This window comes from Streptomyces sp. NPDC001292 (assembly GCF_042896465.1).
Taxonomy (GTDB): Bacteria; Actinomycetota; Actinomycetes; order Streptomycetales; family Streptomycetaceae; genus Streptomyces.
Map to the genome: position 1 here is coordinate 25464 of NZ_JBIAXG010000017.1, position 11999 is coordinate 37462.

Annotated in this window: 11 protein-coding genes; 7 read left to right on the forward strand and 4 right to left on the reverse strand. The window is 71.8% G+C overall.

The annotated features are described in order from the left end of the window. Positions 1–79: 79 nt before the first annotated feature. The 4 genes from ACFY4A_RS19370 (at position 80) to ACFY4A_RS19385 (ending at position 5591) form a co-directional block, all read left to right on the forward strand. Complete coding sequence (locus ACFY4A_RS19370) at positions 80–3028, forward strand: BTAD domain-containing putative transcriptional regulator (protein WP_390830613.1); 2949 nt, start codon at positions 80–82, stop codon at positions 3026–3028. Then, positions 3025–3858 (forward strand): prepilin peptidase, encoded by an 834-nt coding sequence (locus tag ACFY4A_RS19375; protein ID WP_390830614.1) that lies wholly within the window; start codon positions 3025–3027, stop codon positions 3856–3858. The genes ACFY4A_RS19370 and ACFY4A_RS19375 overlap by 4 nt, the downstream gene beginning before the upstream one ends. Before the next feature lie 79 nt (positions 3859–3937). Further along, complete coding sequence (gene mqnC, locus ACFY4A_RS19380; protein ID WP_390830615.1) at positions 3938–5137, forward strand: cyclic dehypoxanthinyl futalosine synthase; 1200 nt, start codon at positions 3938–3940, stop codon at positions 5135–5137. A 7-nt stretch (positions 5138–5144) separates the two neighbouring features. Further along, positions 5145–5591: a hypothetical protein gene (locus tag ACFY4A_RS19385; protein WP_390830616.1), complete on the forward strand. Its 447-nt coding sequence runs from the start codon at positions 5145–5147 to the stop codon at positions 5589–5591. Positions 5592–5625: 34 nt separating this feature from the next. Here ACFY4A_RS19385 and ACFY4A_RS19390 read toward each other — a convergent pair whose 3' ends face one another. Next, positions 5626–6621 carry a chitinase gene (locus ACFY4A_RS19390; RefSeq protein ID WP_390830617.1) on the reverse strand — a complete coding sequence of 332 codons (996 nt, stop codon included), beginning with the start codon at positions 6619–6621 and terminating at the stop codon, positions 5626–5628. 180 nt (positions 6622–6801) lie between these two features. On the opposite strand from ACFY4A_RS19390, the gene ACFY4A_RS19395 reads away from it, so the two are divergent. After that, the gene (locus ACFY4A_RS19395) at positions 6802–7494 is read left to right on the forward strand and encodes a demethylmenaquinone methyltransferase (RefSeq protein ID WP_390830618.1); all 693 of its coding nucleotides are present in this window, start codon (positions 6802–6804) and stop codon (positions 7492–7494) included. A 15-nt stretch (positions 7495–7509) separates the two neighbouring features. Here ACFY4A_RS19395 and ACFY4A_RS19400 read toward each other — a convergent pair whose 3' ends face one another. Together ACFY4A_RS19400 and ACFY4A_RS19405 are read right to left on the reverse strand one after the other, a co-directional pair. After that, positions 7510–7839: a PASTA domain-containing protein gene (locus ACFY4A_RS19400; protein WP_390830619.1), complete on the reverse strand. Its 330-nt coding sequence runs from the start codon at positions 7837–7839 to the stop codon at positions 7510–7512. A 113-nt stretch (positions 7840–7952) separates the two neighbouring features. After that, on the reverse strand, positions 7953–8459 hold the full coding sequence (locus ACFY4A_RS19405) for a GNAT family N-acetyltransferase (protein WP_390830620.1): 507 nt from the start codon (positions 8457–8459) through the stop codon (positions 7953–7955). Between the two features lie 48 nt (positions 8460–8507). Here ACFY4A_RS19405 and ACFY4A_RS19410 point away from each other — a divergent pair, with 48 nt between their 5' ends. Beyond that, positions 8508–9848: a geranylgeranyl reductase family protein gene (locus ACFY4A_RS19410; RefSeq protein WP_390830621.1), complete on the forward strand. Its 1341-nt coding sequence runs from the start codon at positions 8508–8510 to the stop codon at positions 9846–9848. A gap of 152 nt (positions 9849–10000) precedes the next feature. Here ACFY4A_RS19410 and ACFY4A_RS19415 read toward each other — a convergent pair whose 3' ends face one another. Next, the gene (locus ACFY4A_RS19415) at positions 10001–10825 is read right to left on the reverse strand and encodes a C40 family peptidase (protein ID WP_390830622.1); all 825 of its coding nucleotides are present in this window, start codon (positions 10823–10825) and stop codon (positions 10001–10003) included. Between the two features lie 804 nt (positions 10826–11629). On the opposite strand from ACFY4A_RS19415, the gene ACFY4A_RS19420 reads away from it, so the two are divergent. Next, positions 11630–11989 carry an NADH-quinone oxidoreductase subunit A gene (locus ACFY4A_RS19420; protein WP_100569667.1) on the forward strand — a complete coding sequence of 120 codons (360 nt, stop codon included), beginning with the start codon at positions 11630–11632 and terminating at the stop codon, positions 11987–11989. Positions 11990–11999 lie beyond the last annotated feature (10 nt).

Sequence of the window (11999 nt, forward strand, 5' to 3'; positions counted from 1 at the left end):
GCCCCCGTCAATAGGATCTCTGTAGGCTCAGTACGTCCCCTATACCGCACCCACTTCACACACCATCAGGACACCCGCCATGCCGCGACGCCGTAGTTCAAGCTCGACGGGAAACCCGACGGGAGGCTCGACGGCCCCGAGGAACCGGACGCCGCAGCCGGTGCGGGTACGGCGGCGTACGGTCGGGGACTTCGTGAAGGCGTTCCTCGCCTTCCTGGCCCTGCTCGTCCTGCTCGTCGGCGTGCCGCTGGCGCTGGCCACGCAGATCGGATGGCCGCTGCCGCACGGCGTGCCGAGCCTGGACTGGCTCCAGCAGGAGATCACCGTCCAGACCTTCCTGAACATCCTGACGGTCGTCGTCTGGCTCGCCTGGGCGCAGTTCACCGCCTGTGTGCTCGTGGAGATGAAGGCCGCGCTCTCCGGGGTCGGGGTGCCCGGGCGGGTGCCCGGGGCCGGCCCCAGTCAGCTGCTCGCGCGGCAGCTCGTCGCCGCGCTGCTGCTCGTCGGGGCCACGGCCGCCAGCCTCACGCCGGGCCTGTCGCAGCTCGGGCACGGCCTGGAGGGGAACCAGAAGGGGACCGTCGCCGCCGCGCAGCAGACGCCGGGCGGGCTGTTCGGGCAGCAGCGGGAGCAGGCCGCGAACGCCGCGGCGGCCGTCGCCGAGCAGGCCGCGAGCGCCGCCGCGCAGGCGGAGGCCAAGCAGGGCGAGACGAAGTACTACCGGATCCAGCCGCCCGAGGGACGCCACCACGACTCGCTCTGGGAGATCGCCCAGCGGCACCTCGGTGACGGGCGCCGGTACAAGGAGATCTACGAGCTCAACAAGGACCGGGCCCAGCCCGACGGCTCCCGGCTGTCCGAGGCCAGCCTCATCCGGCCCGGCTGGATCATGGAGATGCCCGCGGACGCGCACGGCGGCGAGCTCGTCGAGATGCCCGACGGCGCGCCGGGCGTCTCCGAGCAGGTGCGGCAGCAGATCCACGACTACGCCAAGACCGGCGAGCACGCCCAGGGCGGCGGCCATCAGCAGGGCGGTGGCTCCCACGCCTCCGTTCCGGCCCAGCGGCCCGCGCCCGACGCCGGGCAGGGTCAGCGGCAGCACCACGACGGCGGCACCGCCGCCACCCCCGCCTCCTCCGGGCGTTCCTTCGGACTGCCCGAAGCCCTCCTCGGCGCCCCGCTCCTCGCCGCCGGTCTCCTCGGCGCACTAGGTCACCGGCGTCGGCAGGCGCTGTGGCAGTCGGCGCTCGGTGCCGTCGGCGGGCGGCGCGGCATGGAGCCGCCGACCCCGACCGGGGACGCGCTGGACGTGCAGGACGCGCTGCTGGTGGGCGCCGACCCCGAGGGCGTACGGCGGCTCGACCGGTCCCTGCGCGGGCTCGCCGCCGCCCTCGCCGCCGAGTCCCGGCCGCTGCCCGTCGTCTACGCCGCCTGGCTCACCGGAGGCGACCTGCACCTTCAGCTCGCGCAGCCGGCCGGCAAGCCCCCCGCGCCCTGGCAGACCGGGCAGGACGAGACGTTCTGGATGCTGGCGCGCGCCGACGCCGAGCAGTACGAGGACGCCGGCACCGCCGCCCCGTACCCCGGGCTCGTCAGCCTCGGCACCATGGACGACTCACGCCTGCTGCTCAACCTGGAGGCGGTGCCCGGCATCGTCTCGCTGAGCGGCCGCGCCGCCGACCGGGCCGCCGTGTTCGCCTCGGTCGCCGCCGAACTCGCCACCAACGGCTGGTCGGACCGTATGACCGTGACCCTTGTCGGCTTCGGCCAGGGCCTCACCCCGCTCGCCCCCAACCGCCTGCGCCACCTGGACGGTATCGAGGCGCTGCTGGAGACCATGGAGGCCGAGACCCGTCAGCGTCGCGGCGCACTGGGCGCCGCCGGGCACGACTCCGTGCTCACCGGCCGCACCGGGCCCGCCCAGCACACGCGTTGGGCCCCGCACCTGGTGCTGCTGGCCGCCGAGCCCTCGGCCGAGGACGCCCGCAGGCTCGCCGAACTCGCTGCCGACGCCGCCCGGTTGGGCATTGGCTACCTCGTCGGCACCGAGTCCGGTGAACTGCCCGGCGCCGCCTGGGAGATGGAGATCACCGGCGAGGGCAGGCTGCTCGCCCCGCTGCTCGGGCTCGAACTCGACGCCCAGATGTTGCCGCCCGCCGAACAGCGGGCGGTGGTCGAGCTGTTCGTCGAGGCCGACCCGGAGAGCGGGCCCGACGGGCCGGTGCCCACCCCGCCGTTCCTCGTCGACATCAGTGAGCAGGGGCGGCCCGCGGTGTACGCGCGGCTCGTGGGCCCGTACGAGATCATCGGTCTCGACACCCCGGACGACGAGCGCAGTGCGCTGCTGCACGAGGCGCTGGCGCTGCTGCTCCTGCACCGGGAGGGTGTGCATCCGCGGGTGCTGTCCTCCGCGCTGTGGCCGCGCGGGGTCACCGACGACGTGCGGGACGCGCTCGTCGAGCGGCTGCGTTCCTGGCTCGGCACCGACCCCGACGGCACCCCCCGGCTCGGTACGGACGACTCCGGGCGGCTCACCCTCGCCAAGTCCGTCGTCTCCGACCTGGACGTGCTGCGCTCGCTGTACCACGAGGCCACGCAGGGCAAGGGCGCGGACAGCCGGGCCGTACGCGGCCGGCTGCTCACCGACGCGCTGGTGGTGGTGCGCGGACCGCTGCTCGCCGACCGGCCCGAGGGCCGCTACCGGTGGCTCACCCACGAGATCGTCGACGCCCAACTGCCCCTCATCGTCGCGGACATCGGGCTCGCCCTGGCCTCTTTCCACCTGGAGAAGGGCCGCGCGGAGAAGGCGATCGAGGCGCTGGACGCCGCGCTGCGCACCGCCCCGGCCGACGAGCGCCTGTGGAACGAGCTGCTGCGCGCCACGCACGCCACCGGCGACACCGCCCGCCTCGAGGCGCTCGCCGCCGACCTCGTCGGCCGCGGCGGCTCCCGCGGCCTGCCGCCGCGCACCGAGGCCCTGCTCGACGAACTGCTGCCGGCCTGGCGCACCGCCGTCGCCGCGGGATGAGCACCGTGCCGACAGCCGGGCTGCCGCTGGTCGCCGCCGCCGCGCTGTGGGGCGCGGTGGCGGGCGCGTCGCTGCCGCGTGCCGCGTACCGGTTCTCCGTGCCGTCGGGGGAGGCGTGGCGGGGGCGCTGCCCGGGCGGGCATCCGGTACGGGGCTGGATCGGGCGCGGGCGGTGCGGACAGTGCGCCGCCACCCCTGCCGGTGACCCGGCAGCCACTCTTGCCGGTGGCCCGGCCGTCATCCCTGCCGGTGACCCGGCAGCCACCCCCGCCGGCGACGGCGCCTCGTACGGGCCCCGCACCCTGCCGGCAGCCGTCGCCACCGCCCTGGTCTGCGCCGCGCTCGCCGCCGCCACCGGTGCGCGGCCCGAACTCGCCGTCTGGCTGCTGCTCGCGCCGGTCGGCGTGCTGCTCGCGGCGGTCGACTTCCGGGTGCGGCGGCTGCCCGACGTGCTGACCCTGCCCCTCGCGGGCGCCGCCCTCGCGCTCCTCGGCCTGGCCACCCTGGTCCCCGGGCACGCGGGTCACTGGCCGACCGCGCTGTACGGCGCGTTCGCGCTCGGCGGCGGCTACTTCGTGCTGTTCCTCGTCAACCCCGCCGGCATGGGCTTCGGCGACGTGAAACTCGCCCTCGGGGCGGGCGCCGTCCTCGGCTGGTACGGCTGGCCCACCGTCATGCTGGGCACCTTCGCCGGGTTCCTGTTCGGCGCGCTGTACGGCGGCGCGCTCGTCGTCGTACGGCGGGCGGGACGCAGGACGGCGATCGCGTTCGGGCCGTTCCTGCTCGCGGGGGCGTTCACGGGCGTCCTGATCGGCGCGTACGCAACCTGAGGTCCGTGCCGCGAAACGCCTGGCGTAGGCTGGTTCGGTCTGTCCACAACCCCTTACGAACCTTGCGAAAGGGACGCCGGTGACCGAGAAGGCCGACCTTCAGTCCGTCCTCGACCGTGCCGCCGCGGGCGGACGGATCACCCCCGAGGAAGCGCTCGACCTCTACCGTCACGCGCCGCTGCACGCGCTGGGCGCCGCCGCCGACGCCGTGCGCCGCCGGAGGTACGCGGGCACCGAGCACATCGCGACGTACATCATCGAGCGCAACATCAACTACACGAACGTGTGCGTCACCGCGTGCAGGTTCTGCGCCTTCTACGCCGCCCCCAAGGACACCGCGAAGGGGTGGACCCGTGACCTCGACGACATCCTGCGGCGCTGCGCCGAGACCGTCGAGCTCGGCGGCACGCAGATCATGTTCCAGGGCGGCCACCACCCGGACTACGGCGTCGAGTACTACGAGAAGCACTTCAGCGCCATCAAGGAGGCCTTCCCGCAGCTGGTGATCCACTCGCTGGGCGCCTCCGAGGTGGAGCACATGGCGCGGATCTCGGGCGTGTCGGTGGAGGAGGCCATCACCCGCATCCACGCGGCCGGCCTGGACTCCTTCGCCGGCGCCGGCGCCGAGTTGCTGCCGGAGCGGCCGCGCAAGGCCATCGCCCCGCTGAAGGAGTCCGGGGAGCGCTGGCTGGAGATCATGGAGACCGCGCACCGGCTGGGCGTGGAGTCCACCTCGACGATGCTCATGGGCACCGGCGAGACGAACGCGGAGCGGATCGAGCACCTGCGGATGATCCGTGACGTGCAGGATCGCACCGGCGGCTTCCGGGCGTTCATCCCGTACACCTACCAGCCGGAGAACAACCACCTGAAGGGCCGTACGCAGGCCACCCTCTTCGAGTACCTGCGGATGATCGCGATCGCGCGCCTCTTCCTCGACAACGTGATGCACATCCAGGGCTCCTGGCTGACCACGGGCAAGGAGGTCGGCCAGCTGACCCTGCACTACGGCGCCGACGACCTGGGCTCGATCATGCTCGAGGAGAACGTCGTGTCGTCGGCCGGCGCCAAGCACCGGTCCAACCGGATGGAGATCATCGAGCTCATCCGGAAGGCGGGGCGGGTTCCGGCGCAGCGGTCGACGACGTACGAGCACCTCGTCGTCCACGACGACCCGGCGAACGACCCGGTCGACGACCGCGTGATGTCCCACATCTCGTCGACGGCGATCGCGGGTGGGACGGCCCACCCCGAGCTGAAGCTGCTCGCCTCCAACTGAGGTACGGGTGCTGACGATTCACGCGGCGGACGAGGTCCGCGCCGACTGGGACGCGAAACCGGTCGAGGGCGGCGCGGTCGCCGTCGAGGGCGCCCGGGTCGCGGCCGTGGGGACGCTCGCCGAGCTGGAACGGCGGTTTCCGTACGCGCGCGTGCGGCGCTGGCCGGGCGTGCTCGGACCCGCGCGCGTCCACGAAGGGCCGCTGCCGGACGCGCCGAGTCCGCGCGAGCGTGTCCACGCGGTCCTCAAGCTCGGCGCGACGGCCGTGCTCGCCGGGCACGCGGACGCGCCCGGACTGCGGGAGGCCGCCGCCCGGAACGACGTCGCCGTCCTTGCCGGACCCCGGCCGGCGGCGGTGGTGGAGGGCGGCCGTGCCGACCTCGCCGTCTTCGACGGCAGCGGCGCCTGCCTCGCCACCGTGTGCGCGGGGCGCCTGGTGCACCGCAGGCGCTGAGGCCGCCGCCCGTCCCAGCCTCCGAACGCCCGCCTCAGCCGCCGAACTCCCGGGCGAACGCTCCCGGTTTCTGCTTCACCCCGCTGCAGTCGGTCGCCGCGTCGTCCCGGGACGGGACGCCCTTCTCGCACTGCCGGTCGCGGAAGGTGGACCACATCGAGACCCAGGCGATCCGCCTCTCCTCGGCGAAGGAGCGCACCTGGGCCGCGTCCTCGAGCGTGAAGGTCTCGCCGGAGACGTCGTTGGCGCCGATCATCGAGGTGAGCGCCATGCCCTCCCAGGCGGCCGCGTCCGAGAGCCCGAAGACCTTCTTCAGCTGGGTGTGGGCGGCCTTCGCGGCGGTGAGGGCGTAGTCGCCCATGTCGCCGGTGTAGGACTCCGCGTAGTTCATCGTCATGAGGTTGACGGTCGAGACCTGGACGTCGTGCACGTTCGCGGACTCCAGCAGGGACAGGCCGTGGGAGTCCAGCCCGGAGGGCATGACGGGCAGCGTGAAGGACACCTCCAGCCCGGGGCGCTGCTTCTGAAGGCGTGCGATCGCCCGGGAGCGCAGGTCGACGGATGCGGAGTCGGTCAGCGTACGGCCCTCGATGTCGAAGTCGGCCTGCGCCGAGCCCGCCGCGTCCAGGGCCTTCCCGTACGCGTCCGCCAGCGCGGAGGCGTTGTCACAGGTGGTCGCCAGCTCCTTGCCGGAGGCCCCGCCGAAGGAGACGCGCACCGTGGCGCCCGACTTCCTCAGTTTCGCGATCCGGGACTTCACCTCGGCGTCGTCCATCCCGGACATGCCGTCCCACCGCGGTGCGCAGTCGCTGCCGCCGGAGATGACGAAGGCGAGGTTGTACGTCGTGGGCGAGCCCGCGGACTCGGTGGCCGTAGCCGTCGTGGCGCTCACGTACGGGGCGTACGAGGTGCTGGACTCCGGCGCCTTGGCGGCCGCGTCCGACGTGCCGTCGGACACCGAGGAGCAGCCCGTGGCGGCCAGGGCGAACAGGCAGGCGAGCCCGGCCGCCGGCGTCAGGAAACTCCTCATTGCGCATGCACCAGCCCTCGTGATGTCCGTCCAGGAACCGAGACACAGCCAAACACAGCGGGATCCCGGACCGGAGAGGACATGCCTCCGGTCCGGGAACCGCGTTCCGAGCCTGCCATCGAGAGCCGTGCCGCCGGGGCACTTCCGACAGGCGCCACCCCCGCCTGCCACAATGGGCCGGTGACCCGCGCATCCCTGGAGAAGCAGCCGCACGACGTCGCCTCGATGTTCGACGACGTGGCGGAACGGTACGACCTGACCAACGACGTGCTGTCCCTGGGGCAGGACCGGCGGTGGCGGAAGGAGGTCGCCAGGGCGGTCGACGCCCGGCCCGCGCAGAAGATCCTCGATCTCGCCGCCGGCACCGCCACCTCCTCGCTGCCCTTCACCCGCGCCGGCGCCTACGTCGTCCCCTGCGACTTCTCGCTCGGGATGCTCCGGGTCGGCAAGCGGCGGCACGCCTGGCTGCCGTTCACGGCGGGCGACGCGACGCGGCTGCCGTTCAAGGACGACACCTTCGACGCCGTCACCATCTCCTTCGGGCTGCGCAACGTACAGGACACCGAAACGGCCCTGCGCGAGATGTACCGGGTGACCCGGCCCGGCGGCCGGGTGGTCATCTGCGAGTTCTCCCACCCCACCTGGGCGCCGTTCCGCACCGTCTACACCGAGTACCTGATGCGCGCCCTGCCGCCCGTGGCGCGCGCGGTGTCCTCCAACCCGGACGCGTACGTCTACCTCGCCGAGTCCATCCGGGCCTGGCCCGACCAGCCCGCGCTGGCCGGGCTGCTGCGCACGGCCGGCTGGTCGAAGGTGGCCTGGCGCAACCTCAGCGGCGGGATCGTGTCCCTGCACCGGGGGTTCAAGGGCTGACGGCCGCGCCGACCGTCACACGGGACTGACCGCGTACGGATCGCCCGGTTCGTCGAGTTCGCGCTGGAGGCCGCCCGTGGGCGGTCGCGGGACGCGCGGCTCGCGGACGCCTCCGCCGCCCTCGCCCGTGCCGAAGTCGAACCACACGTACACCATGGAGTCCCGCGGCACCTCGGCACCGGGCTGCGGGTACTGGCGGACGACGTGGTCAACGACCGTGAGATGGAAGTCCGGGCGGTCCGGCGCGTTGAGGAGCAGGCCCTGGGCCCGGGCGGTCTCGCGCGCGTCCACGGCCATCAGCCCGACCAGGCGCGGCACGCGTACTTCGGGTGTCTTGGGTGTCATGTACACAGACGTCACCCCCAGCGGTACTGGCAGGGTAACCGGCCAGGGGTGTCACCCGGAAGCGGCGAGTGTCTTTCTGTGACAGTCGATTACCCAGGGTAATCGTTCGCGTGTCACAGCTCCAGCCGGTAGCAGTGCCCCTGCCGCTGCGACACCGGCGTCACGAAGGTCTGTGCCAGGCGCATGCCGAGGCGCTCGGTGACCGCGATGGACCGCTTGTTGCGGGCGTCGACCATGGCCACCACGCTCGTCAGGCCGGCCGCGCGCAGCCGCTCCAGGGTCATGTGGGCGGCCGCCGTGACGTATCCGCGGCCCCAGTGCTCGCGGCCGAGCCGCCAGCCGATCTCGATCTCGCCCGTGGGGCCCCAGTCCCGCTCCCACGGCTGGGCGCCGGTGAAGCCGATGACCCGGCCGGTCTCGTCGAGCATCGTCCACAGGCAGAAGCCGCGTTCGGCGTCGTGCCGTCGCTGACGGGCGGTGAGCTCCTCGTAGACGGACAGCTCCGCGGGGCTGCCGCCCTGGAACTCCATGACGTCCGGGTCGGCGAAGATCCGGTGCCAGGCGACGGCGTCCTCATCGGTGGGGACACGCAGTCGTACGACGGGGAGAGCTCGGTTCACGAGGGCAGCCCTTCAGCCGGGTGATCAGTTCTGCTGCATAGACTGCCCATGTCCAGTGCCGGTCGGCACGCAGATTCCGAACCTTGGGGAGATCCCGCCGTGACCGTGACTGAGCCCCTCTCCGAGAACACCGCCGATGTGATCGTCGTGGGCGCGGGGCCGGCCGGGTCCACCACCGCCTACCACCTCGCCCGGGCCGGACTCGACGTACTCCTGCTGGAGAAGACCGAGTTCCCGCGGGAGAAGGTCTGCGGCGACGGCCTCACCCCACGCGCCGTCAAGCAACTCGTCGCGATGGGCATCGACATCTCCGAGGAAGCCGGCTGGCTGCGCAACAAGGGCCTGAGGATCATCGGCGGAGGCGTCCGCCTCCAGCTGGACTGGCCCGACCTCGCCTCCTTCCCCGACTACGGACTCGTGCGCAAGCGCGACGACTTCGACGAGCAACTCGCCCGGCAGGCGCAGAAGGCGGGCGCGCGGCTGTACGAGCGCTGCAACGTGGCTGCGCCCCTCGTCGACGACCGCACCGGCCGCATCACCGGGGTCAGGGCCAAGCTGGGCGAGGAGAAGCGCGAGGTCACCTTCCACGCGCCGCTCGTCGTCGCCGCCGACGGCAACTCCACCCGGCTGTCCCTGGCGATGGGCCTGCACCGCCGTGAGGACCGCCCGATGGGCGTCGCGGTGCGCACCTACTTCACCAGCCCGCGCCACGACGACGACTACCTGGAGTCCTGGCTGGAGCTGTGGGACCGGCGCGGCCCCCAGGACCGGCTGCTGCCCGGCTACGGCTGGATCTTCGGCATGGGCGACGGCACCTCCAACGTCGGCCTGGGCGTGCTCAACACCTCCGGGTCCTTCAAGGAACTGGACTGGCGCGAGGTGCTCAAGGCCTGGTGCGCGTCGATGCCCGAGGACTGGGGCTACACCCCGGACAACATGACCGGCCCGATCCGCGGCGCCGCCCTGCCCATGGCCTTCAACCGCCAGCCCCACTACACGAGGGGCCTGCTGCTCGTCGGCGACGCGGGCGGTCTGGTCAACCCCTTCAACGGCGAGGGCATCGCCTATGCGATGGAGTCCGGCCAGCTCGCCGCCGACGTCATCGTCCAGGCCCACTCCCGGGCCACCCCGGCGCAGCGCGAACTCGCCCTGCGGCGCTACCCGCGCGTCCTGAAGGACACCTACGGCGGCTACTACACGCTGGGCCGCGCCTTCGTGAAGCTCATCGGCAACCCGAAGGTCATGCAGATCGCCACCCAGCGCGGGCTGACCCACCCGCTGCTGATGAAGTTCACCCTCAAGCTCCTGGCCAACCTCACCGACCCGACGGGCGGCGACGCGATGGACCGCATCATCAACGGCCTGAGCAAGGTGGCCCCGAAGGCGTGAGCACCCGCGGGGACGACAGCGGGGCCGGCTCGTGAACGAGCCGGCCCCGGCCGCGTCATAGGGGGTGAAGCGGGCGAATCGGGAACGCCGGAAGGGCCGCTGCCCCCGAGCGGCTGCGGCCCTTCAGTCCGTACGGCAGTGCGCGGGCGTCCTCAGAGCACCCGGACCGCGCCGCTCGGCGGGTCGTAGGACAGCGGACGCTCGACGACGCCCGTGGACGGGTTCTGCGCACCGACGAACATACCGTTGCCGACGTAGACACCCACGTGGTACGCGCTGCCCGCGCCGCCCCAGTAGAGGATGTCGCCCGGCTGGAGGTTGGACAGCGACACCTGGGTGCCGGCGGTCGACTGGTCCTGGGAGACGCGCGGCAGACTGATGCCCACCTGCTTGAAGGCGGTCTGCACCAGACCGGAGCAGTCGTAGGCGGACGGGCCGGTGGCGCCGGAGACGTAGGCCTTGCCGACCTGGGCCTTGACGAACGAGACCACCGCCGCGGCCGAACCGGTCGCCGTGGACACGCTCGTGGAGGTGCTGCCGACGCTCGCCGAGGCGGTGAGCGTGGGCCGCTCGGCCGTGCGCGAGGCACGCTCGGCGGCGGCCTCGGCGGCCTTCTTCCGGGCGGCCTCGGCGGCCCTCTTGCGGGCCTCCGCCTTCTTCTTGGCGTCGGCCAGGTCCGCCCTGGCCTGCTTCGCGGCCTTCGAGGCGGCCGCGTCGCGCTCGGCGCCCAGCCGGTAGTTGGCGGCGGCCTGCTCCGTGGCGTCCGCCGACTGGGCCACCTGGGCGGCCAGGTCGGAGGTCAGGGTGGGCAGTTCGAGGGTCTGGGTCACCGGCTCGGCGGCGTTCGCCGACGAGGCCGACGTGCCGGCCACTGCCAGGGTGCCGAGGACGCCGCCGGCAACTCCGGCCCGCATCGCGACTCTCGACGCGCTACGGCGGGGCTTGCGGTGGCTGCGTATGTGAGCGGTGTGGGACATGAGAACAACCGGTACCAGGGGCTCCTTCATATCTTCAAGAAACGTGTGGTGCGCCACATTTGCTCAACGGGGCGGCCAAATCCCATGGCCGAGGTTCCTTATTGACGCCGTAACGGACATTGCGGGCGCACGTGATCATGCCTTTGATCATGGTCTTTCGCTGTTACGCCCGAATTGCTCTCGACCTACCATCCGTGTGGATCGTTGGCCAAGCCCGGCTCTCAGGGTTCTCTCGCGGACGTGATGGAGGTCACGGAACGGTCACCGTCCCGCAGCGCGTCCGCGCGGTTGACTCACAGGTCCCATTTGTCACTTGAGCCCCATTAGGCAAAGTCCGCCCGAGCGGCCTCGTGCGTCACGGCCTCCGGCTTGTGAACGGGTGAACGTGTCCACATCCCGCGTCGCCGTCCCCCTGATGTGTGAAAAGCAGGCCCATATCAAGGCCTTGACACTGTTCGCCACTTTGCGCCGGACGCCGGGCATCTGATAGTGCACACCCCCTCCGACCTGCAAATACGAGGTAAAATGTGACCAGTAGTGATCACACAGGTGCTTCGCGTGCGAAGATCACCGCTCATCCGACTTGATGATCGTTCGTCAGGTGGTGGAGATCACAAAGCTCAAGCAATACCCCGTGTCGCAGATCACAGAGCGTCGGGCATAAGATGCGAGGCAGTTGGGCTTGTGACCTGCTTCACATGTTCTCGATCTTGGCCGGACGAGCCGGGGACGGGGGGACGGACGAGGCAGCCGTGAGCCCAGCGACCGCCAGCAGTCAGTGCCGACTGAGAGGAGCGAGGAGCGGTGAACGCGTATGCGCCCATCCTCGTACTGGGAGCCCTCGGGGCAGGCTTTGCGATCTTCTCCGTGGTCATGGCCACGCTGATCGGACCGAAGCGGTACAACCGCGCCAAACTCGAGGCGTACGAGTGCGGTATCGAGCCGACCCCCACGCCGGCCGGCGGCGGGCGCTTCCCCATCAAGTACTACCTGACGGCGATGCTCTTCATCGTCTTCGACATCGAGATCGTCTTCCTCTACCCGTGGGCCGTCAGCTTCGACGCCCTGGGTGTTTTCGGGCTCGTGGAGATGCTGCTCTTCGTGCTCACCGTCTTCGTCGCGTACGCGTACGTATGGCGGCGCGGCGGCCTGGAATGGGACTGAGGGGCCTTTA

Bases quoted from the DNA above. Each gene is read 5' to 3' on its own strand.
- ACFY4A_RS19370 (WP_390830613.1), top strand. From the start codon at position 80: ATGCCGCGACGCCGTAGTTCAAGCTCGACGGGAAACCCGACGGGAGGC.
- ACFY4A_RS19390 (WP_390830617.1), bottom strand. From the start codon at position 6,621: ATGAGGAGTTTCCTGACGCCGGCGGCCGGGCTCGCCTGCCTGTTCGCC.
- ACFY4A_RS19410 (WP_390830621.1), top strand. From the start codon at position 8,508: ATGTCCAGTGCCGGTCGGCACGCAGATTCCGAACCTTGGGGAGATCCC.
- ACFY4A_RS19375 (WP_390830614.1), top strand. From the start codon at position 3,025: ATGAGCACCGTGCCGACAGCCGGGCTGCCGCTGGTCGCCGCCGCCGCG.
- ACFY4A_RS19415 (WP_390830622.1), bottom strand. From the start codon at position 10,825: ATGTCCCACACCGCTCACATACGCAGCCACCGCAAGCCCCGCCGTAGC.
- ACFY4A_RS19400 (WP_390830619.1), bottom strand. From the start codon at position 7,839: ATGACACCCAAGACACCCGAAGTACGCGTGCCGCGCCTGGTCGGGCTG.